30 protein-coding genes are annotated in these 23631 nt (G+C 71.1%); 18 read left to right on the top strand and 12 right to left on the bottom strand.

Annotated features, from left to right (window positions below; translation table 11 throughout):
* Positions 1-286 precede the first annotated feature (286 nt).
* From AB4Z18_RS19375 to AB4Z18_RS19360, 4 genes are all read left to right on the top strand, one after another.
* Positions 287-1435: a type III polyketide synthase gene (locus AB4Z18_RS19375; protein WP_441784406.1), complete on the top strand. Its 1149-nt coding sequence runs from the start codon at positions 287-289 to the stop codon at positions 1433-1435.
* On the top strand, positions 1432-1959 hold the full coding sequence (locus AB4Z18_RS19370) for an isoprenylcysteine carboxyl methyltransferase family protein (RefSeq protein WP_441784405.1): 528 nt from the start codon (positions 1432-1434) through the stop codon (positions 1957-1959). The genes AB4Z18_RS19375 and AB4Z18_RS19370 overlap by 4 nt, the downstream gene beginning before the upstream one ends.
* Positions 1956-2996 (top strand): NAD(P)/FAD-dependent oxidoreductase, encoded by a 1041-nt coding sequence (locus tag AB4Z18_RS19365; protein WP_441784404.1) that lies wholly within the window; start codon positions 1956-1958, stop codon positions 2994-2996. The genes AB4Z18_RS19370 and AB4Z18_RS19365 overlap by 4 nt, the downstream gene beginning before the upstream one ends.
* A gap of 133 nt (positions 2997-3129) precedes the next feature.
* On the top strand, positions 3130-3462 hold the full coding sequence (locus AB4Z18_RS19360) for a ParB family protein (protein ID WP_441784403.1): 333 nt from the start codon (positions 3130-3132) through the stop codon (positions 3460-3462).
* Between the two features lie 142 nt (positions 3463-3604).
* On the opposite strand, the gene AB4Z18_RS19355 is transcribed toward AB4Z18_RS19360, so the two are convergent.
* The 3 genes from AB4Z18_RS19355 to AB4Z18_RS19345 form a co-directional block, all read right to left on the bottom strand.
* Positions 3605-5158, bottom strand: coding sequence for a chaplin family protein (locus AB4Z18_RS19355; protein ID WP_441784402.1), 1554 nt, complete (start codon positions 5156-5158; stop codon positions 3605-3607).
* An 87-nt stretch (positions 5159-5245) separates the two neighbouring features.
* On the bottom strand, positions 5246-6196 hold the full coding sequence (locus AB4Z18_RS19350) for a hypothetical protein (protein ID WP_441784401.1): 951 nt from the start codon (positions 6194-6196) through the stop codon (positions 5246-5248).
* Positions 6197-6244: 48 nt separating this feature from the next.
* Positions 6245-7453, bottom strand: coding sequence for an MFS transporter (locus tag AB4Z18_RS19345; protein ID WP_441784400.1), 1209 nt, complete (start codon positions 7451-7453; stop codon positions 6245-6247).
* A gap of 136 nt (positions 7454-7589) precedes the next feature.
* Here AB4Z18_RS19345 and AB4Z18_RS19340 point away from each other — a divergent pair, with 136 nt between their 5' ends.
* Positions 7590-8042: a MarR family winged helix-turn-helix transcriptional regulator gene (locus AB4Z18_RS19340; RefSeq protein WP_441784399.1), complete on the top strand. Its 453-nt coding sequence runs from the start codon at positions 7590-7592 to the stop codon at positions 8040-8042.
* A 36-nt stretch (positions 8043-8078) separates the two neighbouring features.
* On the opposite strand, the gene AB4Z18_RS19335 is transcribed toward AB4Z18_RS19340, so the two are convergent.
* On the bottom strand, positions 8079-8582 hold the full coding sequence (locus tag AB4Z18_RS19335; protein ID WP_441784398.1) for a hypothetical protein: 504 nt from the start codon (positions 8580-8582) through the stop codon (positions 8079-8081).
* A gap of 46 nt (positions 8583-8628) precedes the next feature.
* On the opposite strand from AB4Z18_RS19335, the gene AB4Z18_RS19330 reads away from it, so the two are divergent.
* Positions 8629-8991: a nuclear transport factor 2 family protein gene (locus AB4Z18_RS19330; RefSeq protein WP_441784397.1), complete on the top strand. Its 363-nt coding sequence runs from the start codon at positions 8629-8631 to the stop codon at positions 8989-8991.
* 21 nt (positions 8992-9012) lie between these two features.
* Here the strand turns inward: AB4Z18_RS19330 and crcB are convergent, their stop codons facing one another.
* Genes crcB through AB4Z18_RS19315 form a run of 3 tightly spaced genes read right to left on the bottom strand, consistent with a single transcriptional unit; the run spans position 9013 to position 10357 of the window.
* A complete protein-coding gene (gene crcB, locus AB4Z18_RS19325; protein ID WP_441784396.1) occupies positions 9013-9390 on the bottom strand; it encodes a fluoride efflux transporter CrcB in 378 nt (125 codons plus the stop codon).
* Positions 9387-9854: a fluoride efflux transporter FluC gene (locus tag AB4Z18_RS19320; protein ID WP_441784395.1), complete on the bottom strand. Its 468-nt coding sequence runs from the start codon at positions 9852-9854 to the stop codon at positions 9387-9389. Before AB4Z18_RS19320 ends, crcB begins: the two co-directional genes overlap by 4 nt.
* Positions 9833-10357: a universal stress protein gene (locus AB4Z18_RS19315; protein WP_441784394.1), complete on the bottom strand. Its 525-nt coding sequence runs from the start codon at positions 10355-10357 to the stop codon at positions 9833-9835. Before AB4Z18_RS19315 ends, AB4Z18_RS19320 begins: the two co-directional genes overlap by 22 nt.
* Positions 10358-10443: 86 nt before the next feature.
* On the opposite strand from AB4Z18_RS19315, the gene AB4Z18_RS19310 reads away from it, so the two are divergent.
* Genes AB4Z18_RS19310 through AB4Z18_RS19295 form a run of 4 tightly spaced genes read left to right on the top strand, consistent with a single transcriptional unit; the run spans position 10444 to position 12876 of the window.
* Positions 10444-10872 (top strand): phage holin family protein, encoded by a 429-nt coding sequence (locus tag AB4Z18_RS19310; RefSeq protein ID WP_441784393.1) that lies wholly within the window; start codon positions 10444-10446, stop codon positions 10870-10872.
* Positions 10869-11147 (top strand): hypothetical protein, encoded by a 279-nt coding sequence (locus tag AB4Z18_RS19305; protein ID WP_441784392.1) that lies wholly within the window; start codon positions 10869-10871, stop codon positions 11145-11147. The genes AB4Z18_RS19310 and AB4Z18_RS19305 overlap by 4 nt, the downstream gene beginning before the upstream one ends.
* Complete coding sequence (locus tag AB4Z18_RS19300; RefSeq protein ID WP_441784391.1) at positions 11137-12177, top strand: YihY/virulence factor BrkB family protein; 1041 nt, start codon at positions 11137-11139, stop codon at positions 12175-12177. Before AB4Z18_RS19305 ends, AB4Z18_RS19300 begins: the two co-directional genes overlap by 11 nt.
* Before the next feature lie 42 nt (positions 12178-12219).
* Positions 12220-12876, top strand: a complete 657-nt coding sequence (locus AB4Z18_RS19295) for an NUDIX domain-containing protein (protein ID WP_441784390.1) — start codon at positions 12220-12222, stop codon at positions 12874-12876.
* 7 nt (positions 12877-12883) lie between these two features.
* On the opposite strand, the gene AB4Z18_RS19290 is transcribed toward AB4Z18_RS19295, so the two are convergent.
* The 3 genes from AB4Z18_RS19290 to AB4Z18_RS19280 form a co-directional block, all read right to left on the bottom strand.
* Entirely contained in the window at positions 12884-13918 is a 1035-nt protein-coding gene (locus tag AB4Z18_RS19290; RefSeq protein ID WP_441784389.1) for a hypothetical protein, read from the bottom strand.
* A 297-nt stretch (positions 13919-14215) separates the two neighbouring features.
* Positions 14216-15898, bottom strand: a complete 1683-nt coding sequence (locus AB4Z18_RS19285; protein WP_441784388.1) for a hypothetical protein — start codon at positions 15896-15898, stop codon at positions 14216-14218.
* Between the two features lie 5 nt (positions 15899-15903).
* Positions 15904-16560 carry a response regulator gene (locus AB4Z18_RS19280; RefSeq protein ID WP_441784387.1) on the bottom strand — a complete coding sequence of 219 codons (657 nt, stop codon included), beginning with the start codon at positions 16558-16560 and terminating at the stop codon, positions 15904-15906.
* A 128-nt stretch (positions 16561-16688) separates the two neighbouring features.
* On the opposite strand from AB4Z18_RS19280, the gene AB4Z18_RS19275 reads away from it, so the two are divergent.
* Both AB4Z18_RS19275 and AB4Z18_RS19270 read left to right on the top strand, forming a co-directional pair.
* Entirely contained in the window at positions 16689-17384 is a 696-nt protein-coding gene (locus AB4Z18_RS19275; protein WP_441784386.1) for a copper resistance CopC family protein, read from the top strand.
* A gap of 46 nt (positions 17385-17430) precedes the next feature.
* Positions 17431-17574: a hypothetical protein gene (locus AB4Z18_RS19270; RefSeq protein WP_441784385.1), complete on the top strand. Its 144-nt coding sequence runs from the start codon at positions 17431-17433 to the stop codon at positions 17572-17574.
* 10 nt (positions 17575-17584) lie between these two features.
* On the opposite strand, the gene AB4Z18_RS19265 is transcribed toward AB4Z18_RS19270, so the two are convergent.
* Positions 17585-17725, bottom strand: coding sequence for a hypothetical protein (locus AB4Z18_RS19265; protein ID WP_441784384.1), 141 nt, complete (start codon positions 17723-17725; stop codon positions 17585-17587).
* Positions 17726-17861: 136 nt separating this feature from the next.
* On the opposite strand from AB4Z18_RS19265, the gene AB4Z18_RS19260 reads away from it, so the two are divergent.
* Both AB4Z18_RS19260 and AB4Z18_RS19255 read left to right on the top strand, forming a co-directional pair.
* A complete protein-coding gene (locus AB4Z18_RS19260; protein WP_441784383.1) occupies positions 17862-19049 on the top strand; it encodes a MarP family serine protease in 1188 nt (395 codons plus the stop codon).
* A 41-nt stretch (positions 19050-19090) separates the two neighbouring features.
* On the top strand, positions 19091-20110 hold the full coding sequence (locus AB4Z18_RS19255; protein ID WP_441784382.1) for an NADPH:quinone reductase: 1020 nt from the start codon (positions 19091-19093) through the stop codon (positions 20108-20110).
* On the opposite strand, the gene AB4Z18_RS19250 is transcribed toward AB4Z18_RS19255, so the two are convergent.
* Positions 20094-21350 carry an MFS transporter gene (locus tag AB4Z18_RS19250; protein WP_441784381.1) on the bottom strand — a complete coding sequence of 419 codons (1257 nt, stop codon included), beginning with the start codon at positions 21348-21350 and terminating at the stop codon, positions 20094-20096. The two genes, AB4Z18_RS19255 and AB4Z18_RS19250, sit on opposite strands and share 17 nt — an antisense overlap.
* 90 nt (positions 21351-21440) lie before the next feature.
* On the opposite strand from AB4Z18_RS19250, the gene AB4Z18_RS19245 reads away from it, so the two are divergent.
* From AB4Z18_RS19245 to AB4Z18_RS19230, 4 genes are read left to right on the top strand one after another with little or no spacing between them, the layout of a single operon-like run.
* Complete coding sequence (locus AB4Z18_RS19245) at positions 21441-21986, top strand: TetR/AcrR family transcriptional regulator (protein WP_441784380.1); 546 nt, start codon at positions 21441-21443, stop codon at positions 21984-21986.
* A gap of 31 nt (positions 21987-22017) precedes the next feature.
* Positions 22018-22758, top strand: a complete 741-nt coding sequence (locus AB4Z18_RS19240) for an AzlC family ABC transporter permease (protein WP_441784379.1) — start codon at positions 22018-22020, stop codon at positions 22756-22758.
* Positions 22755-23060: an AzlD domain-containing protein gene (locus AB4Z18_RS19235; RefSeq protein ID WP_441784378.1), complete on the top strand. Its 306-nt coding sequence runs from the start codon at positions 22755-22757 to the stop codon at positions 23058-23060. The genes AB4Z18_RS19240 and AB4Z18_RS19235 overlap by 4 nt, the downstream gene beginning before the upstream one ends.
* Before the next feature lie 56 nt (positions 23061-23116).
* Positions 23117-23593: a hypothetical protein gene (locus tag AB4Z18_RS19230; protein ID WP_441784377.1), complete on the top strand. Its 477-nt coding sequence runs from the start codon at positions 23117-23119 to the stop codon at positions 23591-23593.
* The last annotated feature ends 38 nt before the right edge of the window (positions 23594-23631 follow it).

The raw sequence follows: 23631 nt of genomic DNA, 5'->3' as shown, positions 1-23631 counted from the left end.
CGGCAACCAACCCGACGGCAGTGACCCTCGAACGCCCGCGAGCGCCGACGCGCCCTGCATCACCGCGTCTGGCGCGATACTCACCTTCACAGCAACGACCTCACAATCCTCGATGGGATGTTGTCCTCCACATCTCAGACTGCAATGTATTGGAGCCCGCAGCCCGCGGGGTGATAGCGGTCACAATTCCCCATCCTCAGACAGCCACTCACCCGCTGTCCGGCCGCCCCCTGGGTATCCGCCGACCGCCGCTCACGGTGGGGGGACCCGGTGGTACGTTTCGCATGTGAGCCGAATCGTCTCGGTAGCCCCGGTGCTCCCCGCCCGCAGCTACAGCCAGGGGGAGATCACCGCCGCGCTGCTCGCGATGATCACGTCGGACCCCGCCCGGCAGCAGGTGATGCGTCGTATCCACGCCTCGTCGGGTGTGCAGACGCGGAGCCTCGTGATGCCGCTCGAGCGCTACAGCTCGCTGGGTTCGTTCCAGGAATCCAACGACTTCTTCATCGCCGAGGGCACCTCGCTGGCGGAGCGTGCGATAACCGCGGCACTTTCCTCGGCCGGCCTGGAGCCTGCCGATGTCGACTTCCTGCTGTTCACCTCGGTGACCGGCATCGCCGCCCCCTCCATCGACGCGCAACTGGTCGCCCGGCTGGGCCTCCGACCGGATGTGAAGCGCCTGCCGAGCTTCGGCCTCGGCTGCGTCGCGGGGGCAGCCGGGATCGCCCGCGTCAACGACTACCTCGCCGGGCACCCGGACGAGGTGGCCATCCTGCTGTCGGTGGAGCTGTGCTCGCTGACCGTGCAGGCCAGAGACGATTCGATGGCAAACATCGTCGCGAGCGGTCTGTTCGGCGACGGGGCGGCCGCGGTCGTCATGGTCGGCGACGCCCGCGCCGAGAAACTGGGACTCGCCGGCCCGGACGTGGTCGACACCCGCAGCCGCATCTACCCCGACACGGCGGATGTGATCGGCTGGGACATCGGAGGCACAGGCTTCCGAATCGTCCTGAGCGCCGGCGTCCCCGAGGTCATCGAGCGCAACTTCGCCGGTGACGCCCGCGGCATCCTCGCGGCCCACGATCTCGAGGTGTCCGACGTGGGCGCCTGGGCCGCGCATCCCGGCGGCCCGAAGGTGCTGGAGGCCTTCTCGCAGGCGCTCGACCTTCCCGACGGTGCGCTCGACGCGAGCTGGCGTTCACTCGCGAACGTCGGAAACCTGTCTTCGGCCGCGGTGCTCCACGTGCTCGCGGAACAGCTGGATGTGCACCCGGCCGGCACGATCGGCCTGCTGTTCGCGCTCGGTCCGGGCGTGACCAGCGAGCTGGTGCTGCTGCGCTGGGCCGACGGCGACGGGCGGTCCGAGCCTGCGGCTGCGATTGCAGCAGTGCCCGCTGCGCTGCCCGCGGCCGCCATGATAGAACCAATTCCGTGATCTGGTACACCGCGCTCGTGCTCGCAACCGGGCTGGAGCGCATCGCGGAACTCATCGTCTCGACGCGCAACGCGAAGTGGTCGTTCGCGCGCGGGGGCGTGGAGTTCGGCAAGGGGCATTTCCCCGCCATGGTGGCGCTGCACACCGGTCTGCTGCTCGCGTGCCTGGCCGAGGTCTGGTTCGCCGGGCGGCCCTTCCTGCCCTGGCTCGGCTGGCCGATGCTCGTGCTGGTGTTCGCCAGCCAGGCGCTGCGCTGGTGGTGCATCGCGACCCTCGGACATCGCTGGAACACGCGGGTGATCGTCGTACGCGACCTGCCCCTGGTGACCGGCGGACCGTATCGGTGGTTCACCCATCCCAACTACGTCGCCGTCGTGGTGGAGGGCTTCGCCCTGCCGCTAGTGCACACTGCCTGGATCACCGCCCTCGCTTTCACCGTGCTGAATGCGTGGCTGCTCGCCGTCCGCATCCGGTGCGAGAACCGCGCGCTCGCGACCGTCCTCGCGGAGCCCGCGAGCGCATGAGCGCGCAGGTGATCGTCGTCGGCGGCGGGCCGATCGGCCTTGCCTGCGCGATCGAAGCGCGCGTGGACGGCATGGAGGTCGTGCTGGTCGAACCGCGCGTCGGGCCGATCGACAAGGCCTGCGGTGAGGGCCTGATGCCGGGAGCGCTGGCCGCATTGCACCGCATCGGGGTGGATCCGGCCGGCCAGCGGCTCGACGGCATCGCCTACGTCGACTCCTCCTCGCGCGTGGAGCATCGCTTCGCCGAGCGTCCCGGCCGCGGGGTGCGACGGACCGTGCTGCACCAAGCGCTCTCCGAGCGTGCGGCGGAGTTGGGCGCCGACCGCATCCACGCCAAGGTCACCGGCCTGACACAGCAGGCCGACGGAGTCGAGCTGACCCTCAGCGACGGGCAGACCCTGCGCGCGCCGTGGGTGATCGGCGCGGACGGCTTGCACTCCCCCGTCCGCCGCATGGTCGGCCTCGAGGGGCGCGCGCAGGCGGGCACACGTCGCCGATTCGGGGTGCGGAAGCACTTCGCCATCGAGCCGTGGGCCTCGCTCGTCGAGGTGCACTGGTCTGCCGGCGCCGAGGCGTACGTGACGCCGGTGGACGAGAAGACGGTGGGCGTCGCCGTGCTGGGCTCGCGCCCGCTCGACCTCGACGAGGTGATCGCGGGCATCCCGGAGCTCGCCGCGCGGCTGGACGGTGTGGACGCGGTGAGCGAACCGCGCGGGGCAGGACCGCTCCTGCAGCGGGCACGGTCGCGGTCGGCTGGACACGTGCTGCTGGTGGGGGATGCGTCCGGCTACGTCGACGCGCTGACCGGCGAGGGGATGCGCGTGGGCTTCGCGCAGGCGCGCGCTGCCATCGCGGCGGTCCGCGCCGGGAACACCGAGCAGTACGAGCGTGCCTGGCGGGCGACCACCCGCGACTTCCGCGTGCTTACCGCAGCCCTCGTGATGGCCGCGCGATCGCGGTATCGTCCGCGGATCGTCCCGACGGCAGCCCGCCGCCCGCAGCTGTTCGGCTCCGTCGTGGAGCGGCTCTCGCACTGACGGTGCCGGCCGGAATGCCTGCATAACCGGGCATTTAAAGCATGTGTAGCCCTGTGGAATGTGGCTTCCAGGCGGGTAGACCGGATAGTATCCCAGAGGATACATCGACATCCGATATGCAGAAAGGTGAGCCATGGGCCTCTCCGCACCCGAACCCCTCGACGACGCAGCAGGGGCCGAGAACACAGCGGAAGTCCGCCTCTCCGCGGGCGGTCCTGTCGCCCAGCCGACACCCCCCAAGAAGAAACGCACGACGGTGACGTTCTACCTGACGCCCGCCATGCGCAACCGCGCACGCGCGGCCTATCGGCACACGTCGTTCGGCGAGCGCGACAGCAGCTGGTCGGAGATGCTGAACAAGGCACTCCTCGCAGAGGTGCAGCGCCGCGAAGCCCAGTACAACGGTGGCGACGCCTTCGTCGGTAACGACGATCCGCTCACGCCCGGGCGCCCGATCGGGTACTGAACCCGAGGGAGCGATTCCGCACGGACTCGCGGTGTGCCCCGACACCCAAGTCCCCGGACACGCCGAGTTCCCGGCACGCCGGTGGCTGGGAGAGCCGGCGTGCCGGGAAGTCATCACCCGCGGTCAGCGGGCGTCGATGTGATCAGCGCGTCGGGTGGCGACGCGCCCGGTTAGCCGCGGCGAATGCGCACATCACTCCGAGGAGAGCGAGGAGCGCGCCCAGGGCGCCCAGTCCGAGCTCGTCGGAGCCGGTGGAGGCGAGGGCCGCCGTGCCGGATCCGTTCCCGCTGGCGAGCACCATTGCACCGCTGCCGCTGCCGCTCGCCGCGACCGTTGCACCCGCGGAGTCACCGACGATCGGAGTCGTCGGCGTGGTCGGCGTCGTCGGCGTCGTCGGCGTCGTCGGCGTGGTCGGCGTCGTCGGCGTCGTCGGCGTCGTCGGCGTCGTCGGCGTCGTCGGCGTCGTCGGCGTGGTCGGAGTGGTCGGCGTCGTGGTCGAGCCCGAGGTGGCGCTGTCACCGATGACACTGATGCCGTTGCCTCCCACTGTCACCGGCACGTCGACCGAAACGGGCAGATCGATGCCGCTCAGGAGCCCTCCGTCACCGGTTCCTCCGGTCGTTCCGTCACCGGCCGTGGTGCCGCCGGTCGCCGGTGCGCTCGTGGACGAGCCGGTCGAGGTCGAGTCGCCGACCACCGACACGGCGTTACCGCCGGCGGTCACCGGAACCGCCGCGTTGACCGGAGCCTGGATGCCGGACAGAAGCCCGCCATCCGACCCCGAACCCGAGGTCGCGGAGGTACCGCTACCCGCAGCAGGAACCGACGTGTCCGAACCCGAGGTCGAAGAATCCCCGATCACAGACACCGCGTTGCCTCCGGCCGTCACCGGAACCGCCGCGTTGACCGGAGCCTGGATGCCGGACAGAAGCCCGCCATCCGAACCCGAACCCGAGGTCGCCGTGCTGCCGCCGCCGCTGGCCGGTGCCGCCGTCGTGGAGCCCGCCGAGGTGGCGTCCCCCAGCACCGACACGGCGTTGCCGCCGGCAGTGACCGGGATGGCCGCACCGATCGGGGCCTGGATGCCAGACAGCAGCCCGCCGTCCGCGCCCGTGGATGCGGACGTCGCCGACGAGCCGGAGCCGCCGGTCGACGTGGTCGCGTCCGAGCCGGCCGACGAGGCGTCGCCGAGAACGGCGATCGCGTTCCCGCCGACCGTGACCGGCACATCCACCCCCACAGGCGCCTGGATGCCCGAAGCCACGCCGTCGGAGCCCGACGAGGTGGCGCTTGTTCCCGAGCCGGCCGCCGGAGCGGCGGCAACGCCGGAGGAGGAGCTGCCGGAATCGCCGACCACGCTGACCGCGTTGCCCGCAACCGTGACCGGCACGCTCACATCCACGACCGCCTGGTCGCCGGTGAGCACGCCGCCGATCGAGTCGGGCGAGATCGACGCCGAGGGCGCAGGAGCCGCGGGTGCCGCGGCAGTGGAACCGGTGCTGGAGGAGTCCCCGAGCACCGAGATGCCGTTGCCCGCGAGGGACACAGGGATCGAGACACCGACGACCGCCTGGTCGCCGGTTGCGACGCCGTCGCTGCCGGAGGTCTCGGCCGCGTTGGCTGCGGCCGTTCCGGCGAGCCACAGGCCGCCGACGCAGAGGGTGAACCACATCCCTCTGGATACGTACTTGTTCATGATCAAGCCTTTCGAATGAGTGTGATGCCCGGGCGCGGAGGTGCCGGGCGGTGGTCGCGTGCTGCCGCGAGGGCAGCCGGGACCCACTCAGTCGGGGCTGATGTCGTGGTCGCCGACGGGGCCGGCGGGGACGTGATCGTCCGCGGCCACGCCGAGGAGCCCGCTCCGGAGGGAGGCGGGCAGGAAGAAACGCTCGGCCGTCGCGGCCGAGCCGGGCACAGCTCCGCCCGGACCGCCGCCGCTGCCGGCCGATCCGGCCGAGCCGCCGCCGGGCAAGCCTCCGCCGGGCAGTCCACCACCCGGCAGTCCACCACCGGGGAGACCTCCGGGCACGCCGCCAGGAGCGGCCGGACTGCCGGATCCGGAGGATACGAAGCCGCCCGAGCGGGAAACAGCCGCGAGCAGCGCAGGCGGTGCGAGGCCAGCGAGGACGGCAGCCGAGATTTCAGCGACCGGGGCGGCAGACACTCCCAGAAGGATGCCACCGGGCAATCCCCCTCCGGGCAGCGCCACGGGCGGCACGTCGACCGCGGGCGTCAGCGGAGAGACCGCCGTTCCGACCGCGCCGGACACATCCGACATCGCCTGGTCGACGGTCCCGGTGACCGGCTGAGTCACGGACGAGACCGGTGCCGCGGGAAGCACATCCCGGACGACAGGAACCTGCGCGACGACCTGGTCGACAGTGGAGGCAACGGGGTCCACCACGGCGGAGACCGGCGACTGCTCGGCCACCTGATCGACCACGTCGACGACGGGGGTGACGACGTGCGAGACCACCTGCTGGACGGGATCCGGCAGCGCGGGCGCCACAGCGCCCGTGACGGAACCGACCGTGTCGCCGACGGCTCCGGTGGCACTCGACACGAGCGCGGACACAGGGCCAGGAGCCGGCGGTGCCGGTTCCGCCGCGGATGCCGGCGAGCCGCCGGCGAAGAATCCGAGAACGGTCAGTCCGGCGCCGGCGATCAGAGATCCGAGGAGCACGCGCGCAGGAGTGATGAAGCCACGGTGCGCCGGTTGGGCCACCTCTGGCATACGATCACCCCCTGACCGTTCGAGACGAGAGTGAATGTACTCCCTCGTCTACTGGACCGGAAGAGTTTCCTCCGAGGAGCGTTCCGAGACGCGTACGCTCCCCGAACGTCCGCGACGCGCGGACACCGCGGCGACGGCCACCACGATCACAGCCCCGACGGTCATCAGAGCACCCACCCATAGCGGCGACGTGTACCCCAATCCGGCTGCGATGGTGAGTCCGCCGAGCCAGGCGCCGAGCGCGTTTCCGAGGTTGAAGGCGGCGATGTTCCCGCCCGACGCGAGGGTCGGAGCGTGCGAGGCGTACGACAGGACGCGGAGTTGCAGAGCGGGCACGGTGGCGAAGCCGAAGGCCCCCATGAGCACGAGCGCGATCACCGCGGCGACGGGGATGCCGGCGACCAGCGCGAAGGCAGCCAGCACGACCGCCAGCGCGCCGAGCAACCAGAGCAGGGTGCCGTCGATCGATCGGTCTGCGAGCCGACCGCCGACCCAGTTGCCCGCGAAGAGGCCGAGCCCGAAGAGGATCAGCAGCCACGGAACGGCCGCGGAGGCGAAGCCCGACACCCCGGTCAGCGTGTAGGCGATATAGGTGAAGGCCCCGAACATCCCGCCGAAGCCGAGCACTGTTGCGGCAAGCGACAGCCACACCTGTCCCGAACGGAAGGCGGTGAGTTCGCCGCGCAGGCCACCGGCGCTCCGGCCGCCGCCCGCTCCCGCCGGCACGAGCACCGCGACCCCGATCATGGCGATGACGCCGATCACGGTGATCGCCCAGAAGGTGGACCGCCAGCCGAACGCCTGCCCCAGCAGCGTCCCGAACGGCACACCGAGGACGTTGGCGGCGGTGAGCCCGGTGAACATCATCGCGATAGCGCGCGCCTGCTTCTCGGGCGCGACGAGTCCGGCAGCCACGACCGAGCCGATGCCGAAGAATGCGCCGTGGCACAGGGCGGCGATGATGCGGCCGGTCATCATGACGCCGTAGTCGGGAGCGATCGCCGAGAGGAGATTGCCGACGATGAAGAGCACCATCAGCCCGAGCAGCGCGGCCTTGCGGGGCAGGCGCGTGGCCGCCGCCGTGAGTCCGAGCGCGCCCACGACCACGGCGAGCGCGTAGCCCGAGATCAGCCAGCCTGCCGTCGCTTCGTCGACGTGGAAGTCGGCCGCGACCTCCGGGAGAAGCCCCGCGATGACGAACTCGGTCAGTCCGATGCCGAACCCTCCGAGGGCGAGGGCGATGAGGCCGGCGGGCATAGGGGTCTCCTTCTGGATGCGAGGATGCTGCGCTACTCTGTTAGTTGCAGACGCGCTATAAATACTTGCACGTGCAAGTATCTGATGCAAGCCGGTCCGCCGGCGACCGACGCCGACCGACCAGGAAGGGGCGCCCATGGGCATCGCCGATGACGCCGTCGAGGTGCGCGCGCACGGCTGGCGCACGCTCGCAGCGCTGCACGGGTTCATCGAAGCCGAGCTGGAGCGTGATCTGAGTACCGCGGTGCGGCTCTCCGTCGTCGAGTACACGGTGCTCGACGCGCTCGCCCGCCAGGACGGCTGGCACATGCGGATGCAGCAGCTCGCCCGGGCGAGCGCGCTCAGCCCCAGCGCGACCACCCGCCTGGTCAACCGGCTCGAAGAACGGGACCTGCTCACGCGGGTGCTGTGCGCGGACGATCGCCGCGGCATCTACACGGAGCTCACCGCCGACGGCCGTCGGCTGCTCGACGCCGCACGCCCCGTCCACGACGCGGCACTCGCCCGCGCGCTCGACGAGGCCCGCGCGGTGCCCGAGCTCGCCCCGCTGGTGGATGCGCTGCCGCAGCTCAGCGCGCAGCCAGCCTGACCGGCACAGCCAGCCTGACCGGCACAGCCCACCCGATCAGCGCAGAACCTCCACGAGCGCAACCCACGAGAACAGCACGGTCGTGACGATCGCCAACAGGGTGCCCACAGCGACGAGAACGAGCGCAGCGGCCGACCACGACGTGGCGACGAGCAGGATCCCCGCCACGGCGTAGATGACAGGCGTCACCGCGAACAGCACGATCCGCTCCACCTGCCAGCGACCGTAGCCGGTGTCGACCGCATCCCGGTGCACGCGCACTGCCGACCGCACGACGACGACGCCGCACAGCGCCGTTCCGACCAGCACCACGATCCCGTACCCCCACACCACCTGGCCGGGGATGAGGCCCGCGCAGCACAGCACGACGCCCAGGATCAGCGAGGCGATCGAGCCGCTTGCCCGGGCGGCGAGCCCCGGCGAGTCGGCGATGGTCTTGATGTTGACCGACAGGGCGACGATGAGCAGGCCGCCGAGGGCCGCTCCCGCGCCCGCGACGGCGACGTTGAACTCCGACCAGGCGGCGAAGGGCTCCTCCATGGCGCCAGCGTAGCGGCGCGACATCCGCAGGGCGTATAACGGGGGCATGGCCGACGCGCTGACGAACTGGATCGACCTCTACCGACGCGCATGGGAGAGCAACGAGCCCGACGACATCCGGGCGCTCTTCACCGAAGATGCGAGCTACCGCACGGAACCGTTCGCCGAGCCGTGGGACGGACACCTCGAGATCGTCGAGGGCTGGCTCGACGCCCAGGACGACCCGGGAGCGGCCACCTTCGAGTGGCGGCTTCTCGGCCAGGACGGTCCCGTCCACTTCGTGGAGGGCGTCACCGACTACCGGGACGGCCCGATCTACAGCAACCTGTGGATCATCCGCCTGGCGGAGGACGGGCGCGCGGAGGAGTTCACCGAGTGGTGGATGGAGCAGGAGCCCGACCAGGAGTAGCGCCAGGACGCGGCGCGCAGGTCACGCCAGCTGGCCCAGCCACAGGCCGAGGCCGGCCGCGGCGAGCGCGAGCACCAGCATCCCGACGCCGTTGACGAGCGCCGCCCGGTAACGTCGCTGCTGCGCCAGCCGGACCGTCTCATAGCTCGCCGTGCTGAACGTGGTGTACCCGCCGAGGAACCCGGTCCCGAGCACCGCACGCCATTCCGGTGGGAGGCCGTGCGCGAGGGCGAGGCCCGTGACGAGGCCGAGCAGGAACGAGCCCGTGACGTTGATGACCGTCGTTCCGAGCGGGAAGCCGATGCGCACCCGCGACCGGAGCACACCGTCGAACACCAGGCGCGCGACCGCGCCCAGGCCGCCGGCGGCGGCGACGCCCAATACCAGCAGTACGGTCACGGCCGTCCCCGTCCGGCCCGGCGGCGCGCGATTCCGGAGGCGAGCGCGATGCCCGCGAGCGACGCAAGCGCACCCACGACGATGGTCGCAGAGGCGTAGAGGATGCTCAGACCCACGCTCTGCGCCGCGATCAGCCCGTCGGTGTCGACCGCCAGCGAACTGTACGTCGTGTACCCGCCGAGGATACCCGTGCCGGCGAACAGGCGCAGGTCGCGGCGGACGCCCTCGTCCGGTCCGCGCAGTGCGAGGGACTGCAGCAGCCAGCCCAGCACGAACGCACCGGTGACGTTGATGAGGAAAGTGATCAACGGGACGCCGGCCACCGGCGGCACCGACAGGGTGAGGACGTACCGGACGGCCGTCCCCAGCGCCCCTCCGACGAACACGAGAAGGATCGACCGCCAGTGCAGGTGCACCGGCGCCGGTCCACGGACCGGCGACACTAGACCGGCGGGTCTTCCCACGGGAGCTTCTGCACTCCCGGCCTCGGATCCAATGGGACGACGATCACCGGGCGGTGCTGCCGGTGCGCGAGGTGCAGCGCGACGGAGCCGTTGAAGAACTCGCGCAGGCTCCCGCGCAGCCCCGCTTCGCGGGTTCCCACCACGATGTAGCGGGCATCCATGTCGTCGGCCAGTCGCGACAGGGACCACGCCGGGTCGCCCGCCAGCTGCTGCAGCGAATAGGGGATGCCGCGCCCGTCGAGGATGCGCCGGATGTGCGCTTCCAGCTCCGGGTCGAACTGCTCCTCCTCCGTCTCCGGCAGATCCGGGTCGTACGGGAGGGCGACCACCGTGCCGTCGACATAGCTCGAGACGAGATAGCGGTCCGGGTCGACGTTCGCGCAGACCAGCGGCACGTCCAGGTCGTCCGCGAGACGCGCGGCATGCTCCAGCACGGCGACCGGCTGCCCGGGGACCACCGCCGCGAGAATGCCTCCCCGGCCGGCGAGCTCGTTGCCGCTCATGCCCCTAGTGTGCACCATCGCGGGTTCACTCGCGCTGAGGGGTGGGGTACGTTCGGCCTACCAGCGTTTGAAGGGAGCCCGAACCGATGGCCGAAACGCCACCGCTCCCACGGGAGCGCCGCCGCACCACCCGTGGACTCCGTCCCCTCCCCGAGCTGACGAAGGATCTCGTCGCGCAACTGCGCCGACTCGTCGCGTCGGAACTCGCCCTCTTCAAGGCAGAGATGTCGGCCAAGGCGAAAGCCGCGGGCATCGGCGCCGGCATGCTCGTGGGCGCCCTGCTCTTCCTCTTCTTCGCGTTCGGCGTGCTGGTGACGGCGGCCGTGCTCGGCTTCGCCCTCATCCTCCCGGCATGGCTGTCGGCGCTCATCGTGGCCGGCATCCTCATCCTCATCGCGGTGGTCCTCGCGCTGATCGGCTGGCGGAGCCTGAAGAAAGGCGTACCGCCCGTGCCCGACGACCTGGGCAGCGAACTGAGCGCCGACGCCAAGGCGCTGAAGGGAGAGCAGCCGTGACCTCGGACACCACGCCATCGGTCAGCCGCCAGGGCCAGCGCCCGGCCGGTCGGCCGCCGCTCCCGAAGGGGGCGGGCATCAACCAACTGAAGCTCGACCTCGAGGTCACGCGTGAGGAGTTGGCGACCACGCTGGACGACCTGTTCGCGACCTTCAACATCCGCGTGCAGATCCGGTCGCATCCCGCGCTCTTCGTCGGGGTGTTCCTCGCACTCACCGGTGCCGCCGCCGGGATCGCCGCGCTCCTGGTGCGGAGGCGCGGGCGTGCCGGCTGACCAGGGCGGAGTGGGCAGCGACCGCGCGAAGGCGTTGCGCCGCATCGAGGAGCACCGCAGTGTGTCCACGTTCCGCCTGCCGTGGGGTTTCATCATCAAGCGCACGATGCGCAGCTTCACGACCGACCAGTGCACCGACCTCGCGGCAGGGCTGACGTACTTCGCCGTCCTGTCTCTGTTCCCCGCCCTGCTGGCGCTGGTCAGCATCCTGGGCCTCGTCGGTCAGAGCCAGGCGGGCATCGACGCGCTGTTCGGGATGGTGAACGAGCTCGCACCCGGCATGACGGATGTGCTCAAGGGCCCGATCGAGAATCTCGCCTCCTCCCCCGCGACCGGATGGGCTCTCGCCATCGGAATCGTCGGCGCCGTCTGGTCGGCATCCGGCTATGTCGGCGGGTTCGGGCGTGCGCTGAATCGCGTGTACGGCGTGCAGGAGGGCCGCTCGGCGCTGGTGCTCCGGCCGGTGCAGCTCGGCGTCACGCTGCTTTCGCTGGTGCTGATCTCGCTGCTCGCCATCCTGCTGGTCGTCTCCGGGCCGGTCGCGTCGTTCCTCGGCGGGCTGATCGGTCTGGGCGACGTCGCGCTGGTCGCGTGGAACATCATCCGCTGGCCGATCGTCATCATCGTCGTCGTGCTGCTCGTGGCCGTGCTCTACGCCTCCACGCCGAACATCAAGCACCCGCGCATCCGCTGGCTGACCCCCGGCTCGATCGCGGCGATCGTCGTGCTGGGCATCGCCTCGGCCCTGTTCGCCTTCTACGTGGGCAACTTCGGAAACTACGACCGGACCTACGGCGCACTCGCCGGCATCATCGTGTTCCTGCTGTGGATCTGGATCGCCAACGTCGCCCTGATGCTCGGAGCCGAGCTGGACTCGGAGGTGGAGCGGGCGCGGGAGCTCGTCGCGGGCATCGAGGCGGATGACGTGCTGCGGCTGCCGCTGAAGTCGGACAAGGCGATCCTGAAGGCTCGGGAGGCGCACGCCGGGGACATCCTGGCGGCGCGGGAGATCCGCCGCCGGTACCGGTAGAGCATCAGGGGGCGACCGGACGGGCGGCGTTAGGCTCGAAACATGAGCGACGAGCGACCCGGCCACGATATCCCCGACGGCCGCGGCCGGACCGGGCTGCACCGGACCGGGCTCGGGCTCACCGGCAACCCGGACGTGCGCGTGCGCGATGTCGAGGTGACCTCGGACGGTTGGCACGTCCTCCGCCGGACGACGTTCGACTACCGGGGCCGCACCGGCGACTGGACGACCCAGGCGCGCGAGACGTACGACCGCGGCAACGGCGCGACGGTGCTGCTCTACGACCCGGTCGGACGGACGCTGCTGCTCTCCCGCCAGTTCCGCTTCCCGGCGTACGTCAACGGGCATCCCGACGGCATGCTCGTCGAAGCGGCGGCCGGCCTCCTCGACGGCGACTCACCCGAGGAGGCGATCCGGCGGGAGGCGGCGGAGGAGCTCGGGGTGCGCATCGGCGAGCTGGCGCACCTCTTCGACCTGTACATGAGCCCGGGATCCGTCACCGAGCGGGTGCACTTCTACGCGGCGCCGTACACGCCGGCCGAGGTCACGGGCGGCGGGGGCGTCGAAGCGGAGGGCGAGGAGATCGAACCGGTGGTGGTCCCCTACGACGAGGCGCTCGGAATGATCGCCGACGGTCGCATCGCGGACGGCAAGACCGTCATCCTGCTGCAGTGGGCTGCGCTCCACCTCTTCGGCTGAGCGCCGTTCAGCCGTAGCGGAGGGCGGGGCCGTCCGACTTCAGGAAGTCGATGTGCAGGTGGTTGCACGTGTCGTCGAACGGCTTGAAGTTCGACAGGTCCATCGAGGAGCGGCAGCCGATCTGGCCGAGGCCGGTGCCATCCGGGACCAGCGGGTCGAGGATGCGAATGAGCTCCATCGACTTCGCGTCGCCACCCGTGAGCGGCGAGCCGTTGAGCAGGTAGAAGTCGACGGCGTGACCGCCACCGTCGGCATAGTGCGCCGAGTCGGTGCCCGCACCCTCGATCTGCCCGGTGCAGCGGCGGTTGATGTCGCTGACGCCGACCTGGTTGAAGTTATCGAGGGCGACCGAGATGGCTTGGAGCACGCGGTAGTCGACACCACAGCTCTGCACGGCGTGACCTTCAGCGAGGTCGGCGATCTCGCCGAGGTGGTTCGGCGTCGAACCCACCAGGCGGCCGGAGGCGACAGCTCCCATGAGCTGCACGGCGAGCGCCTGGACGGTGGGCGACACGGTGGAGTTGGTGGTCGAGTCGAGCGCCTGCGGGCTCTCCTGGATGTCGAGCCCGTCGCGGGCGACGACCTGGGTGACACCGCCGCCGGTCAGCGTCTGGACGGCGAGGGCGGTGCGGGCGGCACCGACCGTCGAGCCTTCGCCGGTCGTGGCATACGCCGGAAGCGCCGCAGTGCCGAAGAACGCGGCGAGCGCCAGCATGACGACGGCGTGGACGCCCCAGTGCCGACGGTCGGACCGGGCAGGGCGCGCCGCGGGTGCCGTGCGAACGAGACGCGCCGGACGGGGCGCGCGAGCAGGGCGCTCGGCGCGAGAGGGCCGCTCGGCTCGAGCCGGCTTGACCACGATGCGCTCGCGCTTCCGCGGGCGCGTGCGCTCGGCTTCGAGACGGGCGCGGCGGCTCGTGAACGTCTGCGTCGCCGTCAGCTCTTCCGCCGTGGTGAAGGCGGTGGCCGGGTCGTCCGACAGCTCGGGCTGCTGGTCCACATCCACCACGACGGGTGCCCTGAGACTGCGGCGTGGCCGCACTGAGGGAGTGGACTGGGGCAAGCTGCTGATGACTTTCCTGGGGGAGACGGTCGGGGGTGACGCACCGGGGGGTTGGCGCGAAAGCGTACCGATCATTTCTACCCGATTTCGCCTGGATGTTCCATCAATGCAGACGAATAGATCCCGGTCGGGGGCGCATCCCACGCGTTCGGGTCACGCAGGGGCCCCCATCCGGGACCGCGGGCGGCAGCCCTGCCGTCCTTCGAGAATCTAGGCGACGACCGGGATAGCGGGCCTGCGGGGTACGGCTGATACGACGAGGTTCCCAGGGAGCGGTCAGGGGATGGCGACGGCGAGTTCGACACGCCCGGAGGTCTCCTTCAGGGCGACCGTGCCGCGCTCTGAGAGTTGCCTCAGGCCGATGCCCGGCTGGGTCGTGACGAGCGCCCCGCCGGAGACGATGACCACCTCGACACCGTCCTGACCGGCAGATCGCAGCTCGAGGGCGATCGGAGTTCCGTCGCCGTGACGGACGGCATTCGCCAGCCCTTCGGAGATGGCGTCGACGACCGCCGAAGCGCGAACCGGGTCGCCCAGCCGGCCCCACACGTCCTCATCGATCCGCGCCTCCAGCCTGATCGCCGACGACCAGCTCTCCAGCAGCGCCTGCAACTGTTCCTCGGCGCCGGGCTCCCGCTGCGGACCACGGAGCGCGTCGCTGGCGCGCCCGACGACCTCTGCGATGCGTGCGCCGGCATCCTCCGGACCGGTCATCGGCGAGGCGGTCACGGCGAGCGCTCCGGCGATCAGCTCGGACTGCACTCCGGCGTGGAGCAGCCGGGCGAGGGCGGTCCGCTCGCGCTCGAACTCGGCGCGGATGCGCGCCGCGGCGGCGACGTTGATCTGCAGAGCATTCTCGAGTTCGGCGCGGTCGTGCCGCGTGCGCACCGCCAGCGATCCGACGAACGCCACCGCGAGGGCGACGACCGGATACATGGCGGCCTGGAACCAGACGGAGGTCGGCTGCGCGCCCAGGACGGTGAGCACGCCTCCGGTGATCGCCGAGAGCAGGATGCCGACGATTCCATACGACAGCATGAGCACGAGGAGCCGGGGCACGGCCCGACGAGGCAGCGCAAGTCGCGCCACCACCGCGTTGCCTGCGACCAGGACGACCACTCCCGCCGCGAGAGGCGCCAGGCTCGAAACGCCGAACAGCTGCAGCCCGAAGGGGACGGCCATCGCCGAGAAGATCAGGGCGGTCGCGATCGTCGACGCCGCGCGCATCCCGCCGAACACCGACGCCGACCACTCCCGGGCGCCGGGCGCCTCCGCCTCCGGCACTCCCTCGGGCGCGTCAGCCTCGTAGACGCGATGGCTGGCGGGCCGCACCACGTCCTCCGCGAGGGCCCGCAGGAGGCGCGCGGCCTCCGCCGGCTCCAGTCGTGACGTCGCGGCCTCCGCCGCAGCCGTCTCCAGCGCCGCGACGACGTCGTCGACCGCCGACGCGCGCAGGACCCGCAACCGCTCGGCCGCGCACTCGACATCGCGCCCGGACGCGCGCTGCGCCTCCCGAAGGCGTCGGAAGACCCCGCGGTGATCCCGAACCAGGTCGACGCCGACGGCGATCAGCGAGAAGGCGACCACCATGGCCACGACGTTGATGGCGATCCGGGCGCCGAGATCGCCGGGGCGGACCGGGATGGAGAGCAGGCCGCCCGCTTCCAGGAAGAGCAGCGGGCGAGCAGCCCCGATCAGGGCGAAGATCGCGAAGACGACCACCGGGCGGGCGGCCCCGCGGACGACGCGGAGCACCGCTGCACCGAGGAGCAGCAAGCCGCCCAGGATGACGTGCTGCAGCCCCGAGACCGCCAACACGGCCGCTGGACCGCCCGTTACATACTGCAGCCCGGACATCACCGTCAGCGCGAACGGAAGCGGGATGAGCCAGCTCCACCAGGTGATCGCCGAGGAACCGTAGATGCGCGCGAAGGAGCGGCGGAAGTTCGAGGCGAGCACCCCGGTCAGAGCCCCGAGGTGGGGTCGCCGAAGGTCGCCGTATAGAGGGTGGCGGCCGCGACCCGGGGCGTCGTGCGCTCGCCCCCGGCGATCCCGAGCGCGGTGAACACCCGCTCGACGCTCTTCTCGACCGCACGGACGGAGACGCTCCTGCGCCGCGCGATCTCGGCATTCGACAGGCCGGCCGCGAGGAGGCGGGTGGTCTCCAGCTGCGCGGCCGTGAGCCCCAGCAGGCGCGCCTGCCCGTCCTTCCCGACCGTCTCGCGCGCCACCGGCCGGTCGGCGAGCACCGCCTCCGCCGCATCCACGAGCTCGTCGACGGAATCGATGGCCGCCTTGTTGACGTACGACGCGCCCTCGACGGTGCTCCGTGCCTGCATCGCGGCCGCGTGGCGGGAGAGGTTGCTGAGGAACATCACCGCGACATGTGGTGCACGCAGACGGAGGATGGTCGCGAGCTCCACACCGTTCGGTCGCTGCCGCAGGTCGATGTCGGTCACGAGGAGGTCCGGATCGAAGCGCTCGGCGAGTTCGAGCGCCTCATTCGCGGAGGAGGCGGACGCGGTCTCGAAGCTCCGCCGGCCGAACGCCTCGGCGACGAGCGAACGCATGAGGGCGTGGTCCTCGACCACCAGCACCCTGCGCCTCCACGTGTCCGTCACCCGCACAGACTAACCCGACACGCCCGGCCTGTCGGGCGCTTCCGCGGCCCCCAATGTGGTCCTGTTCTCACGGCGTACTGTGCCACCTTCACAGGGCTGGGCCGCTGCGTGGAGCGTAAGGTTCAGGGATGACGAACAGGCTGCTCACGGCGGCAGCGGTCCTCGCTGCGGCCGCCGCACTCGCGCTGGCGCCGGTCGCCGCCGCGAGCGCCCACGACTACGTGGTGGGAAGCGACCCGGCCGCCGACTCCACGGTGACGAGCCCGCTCGACGCGGTCACCGTCACCTTCAACGACCGCGTGCTCGACCTGTCCGGCAACGGCTCCACGAACCTGCTCACGGTGACCGGCCCCGACTCGGCGACGCGCCACTTCGAGACGGGATGCGCGACGGTCGCGGACACGAAGATCAGCGCCCCCGTGGCCCTCGGGACGGCCGGGAAGTACACGGTCACGTACCAGGTCGTGTCGGCGGACGGCCACACCGTCTCCTCCTCCTACGCGTTCTCGTACGCCCCTCCCGCCGGCGCCTCTGCCGCGACCGGGACGGATACGACGCCGTGCGGCGCGAGCTCCGCACCGGCCGCCCAGTCGTCGTCGAGTGCCACGCCGGGTTCCTCCTCCAGCGCGCCGCCCGGAGCCACGGCGTCGACCCCGCAGCTGACACAGGCCGCATCCACCGGCACAGACCTCGGGCTCGTGATCGGGATCGCCATCGCCATCGTGGTGCTGGCGGTCATCGGCGTGGTCATCATCGTGGTCACGTCAAGGCGCAAGCCCGCCGCCCCGACGGACGGCGATGCGGGTGAGCATGGCGGAGTCTGACCGGCGGGGACTATCCGATCCCGGGATGCGGGCGTAACGTTCGCGCATGGCCAGACAGACCAGCGACCAGCAGACCGCGGACTTCCCCGACGTCGTCCCCGAGGATCAGATGGACCCGGACATCGTGCCCGTCCCGCAGCCCCAGCCGGACTCCGTCGATGACGGCGATGAGGAGGACGGCCGTCTCTGACGGCCCTCCCTCACCTCGCGGGCTGTTCGCCCTCCTCATGGATCTGACCGGTCTCCTCATCGTGCGCGGTCAGGTCGGCGCTCGTGTACTGCCGCTCGCCCTCGGCGAGGTCCTCGCGCTCGTCGTCGCCGTTGGCCAGGGGATCGGACATGGTGTGCTCCTTCGTCTCGGGACAGCGTTGCCCCTCGGACGGTAGCCCTGCCGGCGGCCATCCGACAGGGCGGCCCGACGGCGGACGCACATGACGGATTGAGCGGTCCCCCAGTCTCGTGGGGCAGGGTGGGCCCGTGGAGATCGTGGTGGACGTCGTGCTCGTCGTGCTCGGCATCCTGGCGGTCGCGGCAGGGTGGGCCAAGGGCGCCATCCGTGCTGCGGGGACGCTCGTGGGGCTCGGCCTCGGCCTGTGGCTCGGCCTGACGATCGCACCCGTCGTCGTCGGCTGGTTCGCCGCCAACGGGTTCGACGGCGTGACGCAGCGCTCGATCGTCGCCGCCATCGTCATCGTGGTCTGCGCCGGCGTGATCTACGCCATCGCCGGCGCACTCGCGAGCATCATCGGCAAGCTGCTCCGTCACGGACCGATCCGCTGGCTCGACTCTCTCGTCGGAGCGGTGCTCGGCCTCCTCACCTGGGGGGTCGTCGTGTGGCTGCTCGCGGGCTTCGCCATGGCGACGAGCCTCGCCACCGTCGTGCAGGCCGCGTCGTCGTCACGCGTGGTCGCGACCCTTAACGGCATCGCCCCGCTCCCGTCGTCGACGGTTCTGGGCGCGGTGGATGACGCACTCGCCGGCGCCGGGCTCCCGAAGGTGTTCGAAGGCGGGGAGACCATCAAGGCGGTCCCTGCTCCGGACGGGTCCATCCCGTCCGCCGTCACCCAGTCGCAGGAGTCGGTCGTCACCGTGCTCGCCTCGAAGCCCGCGTGCGGGGTCGACTCCGAGGGCAGTGGATGGGTCGTGCAGCGCGGGCGGGTCGTGACCAACGCGCACGTGGTCGCCGGAGCATCCTCCGTCGTCGTCCGGGAGCAGGGCAGCCTCGACGCCGAGCGTGCGACCATCGTCGCGTTCGACCCGTCCCGCGACCTGGCCGTGCTCGACGTGACCGACCTCAACGCCACCGCGCTAGACATCGGACCCGACCTGACGGCCGGCGCCGCCGCCTACGCGGCCGGGTATCCGGGCAACGGGCCGTTCACCATCTCGCCGCAGCGCGTGCGCGATCGGGTGACGGCGCGAGGCACCGACATCTACCAGAGCGGCAGCGTGGATCGCGACATCTACTCGCTGCGCGGCGTCGTCCGCCCCGGCAACTCGGGTGGGCCGCTGCTCGACGTCAACGGTAAGGTCGCAGGCATCGTCTTCGCCCGGAGCGCGACGGACGGGGACACGGGTTACGCCCTGACGCTGACCGAGCTGCGACCGGTGCTCTCCTCGGTCGGGTCCGCCCCGATCAGCTCGGGAGCCTGCTCCGCCGGCTGACCACGGTCGCACCATGACCCGGCTCGTGGTTGGCTGGACCCATGAAGGCTGTGAGCTACTCCGCCACCGGCGACTCGGACGTCCTGACCCTCGGCGAGCGCGAGGAGCCGCATCCCGCCGCCGGTGAGGTGCGCGTGCGCATCCACGTGTCGGGCGTGAACCCGACGGACTGGAAGGCACGACGCGGCAGCGGCCCTGCCGAACTCCCCCGGCCGCAGGTCCCGAACCAGGACGGCGCGGGCGTCGTCGACGAGGTGGGCGACGGTGTCACCCGTTTCCGAGTCGGAGACCGCGTCTGGGTGTGGGATGCCGCGTACCAGCGCCCGGACGGCACGGCCCAGGAGCTGGCCGTGCTTCCCGAGCGACTCGTCGTGCCGCTGCCCGACGACGTGAGCTTCGACGAGGGTGCGTCGTTCGGCATCCCCGCACTCACCGCGCACCGGGCCCTCTCCTCGTACGAGCACGCCCCCGGCGAGCTGTCGCCCGGTTCGCTGGAGGGACGGACGGTGCTGGTCGCGGGCGGCGCCGGAGCGGTCGGCCACGCGGCCATCCAGCTCGGCGTCTGGGCGGGCGCCACCGTCATCGCAACGGTCAGCAGCCACGAGAAGGCGGAACTTGCCCGCGCGGCCGGCGCCCACCATGTCGTCAACTACACCGACCCCGACACCGCCGAGGCGATCGGCGCGCTCGCCCCGCGAGGCGTCGACATCGTGGTCGAGGTGAATGTCAGCGCGAACGCCGAGCTCGACGTGAAGGTCACCGGACGCAACGCGACCATCGCGAGCTACGCCGACGCACCGGGCTCCGACTCGGTCACGATCCCGGTCCGGCCGAGCATGTCGAAGAACCTGCGCTGGCAGTTCGTGCTCACCTACACGGTGGCCACGGAAGAGAAGGAGGCCGCTGTGCGTGCTGTCGCCGCCGCTGCCGCGGACGGCGCACTCCGGGTCGGCGAGGAGCACGGCCTCCCGATCACCCGCTTCCCCCTCGCGCAGACGGCCGCCGCCCACGACGCCGTCGAGCACGGCGTCGTGGGCAAGGTGCTCATCGACGTGTCTTGACCGCCTGCACGACGAGTGCGACCACGGCGGCGATCGCGATGGCGGCCGAGTAGCCGAGCGCGGTGGGCAGCAGTCCGACGACCGTGATCAGCTCGCCGGCGACCAGCGCCGGCACCCCGTACGCGAGGTAGCTCACCAGGAACACCCCGGCGAAGAGCTCCGCACGCTGATCGTTCGGGGCGAGCGGTGCGAGGATGCGCAGCATCGCCGAGAACCCGGCGCCGAAGCCCGCACCGGCGACGGTCGCACCGATGAACAGCAGTGGGAGCAGGGCCGCGCCGATGCCGACCGCCGCCACAGCCACGCCGACCAGGATCGCCGCCATCGACCACACGACGGTCAGGCGGGCGGGAGCACGGGTCAGCAGAAGTCCTGCGAGCGCGCCCACCGCGGGCGGCACGGCGACGATCGCCCCGTTGAGCAGACCGCTGTCGAGGTGGAAGACGCCGTGCAGGATCGACGGCGACAGCCCGATGAAGAGGCCTGCGAGCATCCACGTCGCCAGGAAGAGCGGGATGGCGCCGACGAACTCCCGGCGTGCCGCACGCGGGACGAGCAGCCGCGGAATCAGCGACCGGACCGCGCCGGGGCGCCGCTCGACTGTCTCGGGCGAGGCCACGACCACGAGGATGCCGGCCACGAACAGCAGCGCGAGCGTGACGAAGACGAGCGTGGTCGGCTGAGGGACGAACTGCACCGCCAGCCCGGTGAGGAACGCGCCGATCGCGATACCGCCGACCGGGGCGGTGCTGCCGATGGTCGCGCCGAGTTTCTTGTGACGCTCGGGCGCCAGCTCCACGAGGGCCGCGGTGAAGGTGCTCATGGCCGCACCCGTGGCGACGCCCTGCACCGAGCGGGCGCCGATGATCCAGCCGATGTCCGGTGCGAACAGGAAGATCAGCATGGCGACCACCTGCAGCGCGAGCGCGCCGATCAACACCGGCCGCCGGCCGATGTGGTCGGAGAGGGAGCCGGCGATGAGGAGAGTGATCAGCAAGGTGACCGCATAGATCGCGAAGGCGACCGTCAGCAGCCACGGCTGGAAGCCCCACTCCTGCTCGTACAGCACGAAGAGTGGACTGGGTGCGCCGACGGCCAATGCCACGGCGACGAACGCCAAGGCCGCGCCGGTGAACGCCGCAACCGGCCGCAGGCGCGGGGAGCGGCGGGAGCGGACGGCTCGTTCGGGCCGGACGGCGAGGATCCCGCCTGTCGCGAGGGTGTCTTCGGCTGTGGACATTTCGGACTCCTTAAAGCAAATATTCTTGCTTTTGCCGACTATAGAGGGGGATGTGCAATAAAGCAACAATATTTGCTTTAAGCTATTCCCATGGACACCACGACCACACCCTCGAAGCGCACAGGGGGCCGCAGCGCTGCGGTCATCCACAACGTGCGCACGGCGGTCGAAGAACTCGTCGAGGAGAAGGGCCAGGACAAGGTCACCGTCCCGATGATCGCCGAGCGTGCCGGCGTCAACCCGACCAGCATCTACCGGCGCTGGGGCGACCTCCCGACCCTGATCAACGACATCGCCACCTACCGGCTCGACCCCGAGCGCCCCCTCCCGCAAAATGGCGATCTCCAGGCCGACCTCACCGCGTGGGCGACGGAGATCGTCAAGCACTACCGCAAGCCTGTCAACGCAGCCCTCCTGCGTGGCGGCGCCTCGGCCGCCGGTGAACAGCAGTCCTACTGCCTGCGCAACCGCCGCATCGAGGCCGGCTTCCTCCTCGACCGCTACCCGGACACCACCGTGACGGCAGACGACATCCTCGACATCGTCATCGCCCCGATCATCTACCGGGTCATCTTCCTGCCCTGGACGCTGGAGGACGACATCGCCGCTCACCTGGTCGGTCGCCTGTTCCGCTGACCCCTCTTCCACCCGGTAGTGTCGGGAGGCGATGCGCCAGGAACGAACCAGCGAGGAACGCGCCGCGGCCCGCTCCGGCTGGGCTGTCGGCATCGCGACGGCGGTGTACGGGATCTCGTTCGGCGCTCTCTCCACGGCGTCCGGCCTCGACGTCTGGCAGACCTGCGTGCTCAGCCTGGTCATGTTCAGCGGCGGGTCCCAGTTCGCCCTGATCGGCGTTCTCGCGTCGGGCGGAGCTGCGGCCGGCGGCACCGCGATCATCAGCGCCGCGCTGCTCGGCGTGCGCAACTCCTTCTACGCGCTCCGACTGTCGCGGATCATCGGCCCAGGCTTCTGGAGGCGCTCCGCCGCCACACAGTTGACCATCGACGAGTCCACCGCCGTGGCCACCGCTCAGACCGAGCCGAGGGCGCAGCGCATCGGCTTCTGGGTGACGGGATTGGTCGTCTACGTCGGCTGGAACATCATGACCCTGGCGGGCGCGCTCCTCGGCGACCTGATCGGAGACGTTAAGGCGTACGGATTGGATGCGGCCGCCGCGGCCGCGTTCCTCGGACTGCTCTGGCCGCGGCTGAAGGCACGCCAGACGCAGGCGGTCGCCGTCGCCGGCGGCTTCGTCGCCACCCTCCTGACGCCGTTCCTCACCCCAGGACTCCCGGTGCTCGCGGCCGCCGTCGTCGCCATCGTCGTGGGAGTGTTCAACCTGTTCGGGCGGCGCTCCGACCCGCCGCATCCCGAAGCCGTGCCGATGGAACGGGAGGTGGAGCCGTGACCACGTGGCACGTCATCCTGCTCGGCTCGATCTGCGTGCTCGGGCTGAAGGCAGTCGGCTGGCTGGTGCCGCCGAAGGCCCTCGACCACCCGACGGTCGCACGGGTGAGCGACCTACTCACCGCCGCCCTGCTGGCCGCGCTGATCTGCGTGCAGACGTTCGGCGCCGGGCAGTCCCTGCAACTGGATGCGCGCCTCCCGGCCCTCGCGATCGCGGCCGGCCTCTACGCCCTCCGAGTGCCGTTCATCGTCGTCGTGCCCGCGGCCGCGGTCGTGGCCGCCCTCATCCGCCTCTTCACCTGAGCCCTGGCCGCCGGCTCGGGCGCGTCGGTGTCGGCGGCGTCGCATACCGTGACGCCGTGAGCGCATCCTGGCACCCGGTGGCGAATGCGCAGCCCACCGAGTGGCTGCTCCGCCAGGGGACGGCCGGCGAACCGTACGCCGTTGTGAGGCGGTTCGGGTTCGGCGACCGCAACCGGCCGGACGTGTGGTTCCGCGTGGTCACGTGGGCGCCCACGTCGGAGGGCCGGGAGCTCATCGGCTGGTGCCGCACCCTGGAGGCCGCGGCGTCGGTCGCCTGGGACCACCGCTGCGCCTCGGAGTCGTGGCGCCACCACATGGCGGCGCGGCGGACCGACGCGGCGACGATGGCGGCGCAGCGTCCGCCGGCAGCCGAATTGGTGCGCTTCTACCGGGCGGCGTTGCGCCGCGAGGCGACCACCGCATCCGCCCGGACAGCGACCAGAACGCAGGCACATCAACCGGCGCCTGCACGAGCCCGCACGGACCGGTTATCCGTGCTGCCACCGATGCCGGTGCCTGTGAGGCGGCCGTAACCTGATGGCGAGCTCGGCCAGGGGGACCGATCCTGTCG

This window comes from Leifsonia sp. 2TAF2, from assembly GCF_052115085.1.
Taxonomy (GTDB): domain Bacteria; phylum Actinomycetota; class Actinomycetes; order Actinomycetales; family Microbacteriaceae; genus Leifsonia.
This window is presented reverse-complemented; position numbering and strand designations above follow the sequence as displayed.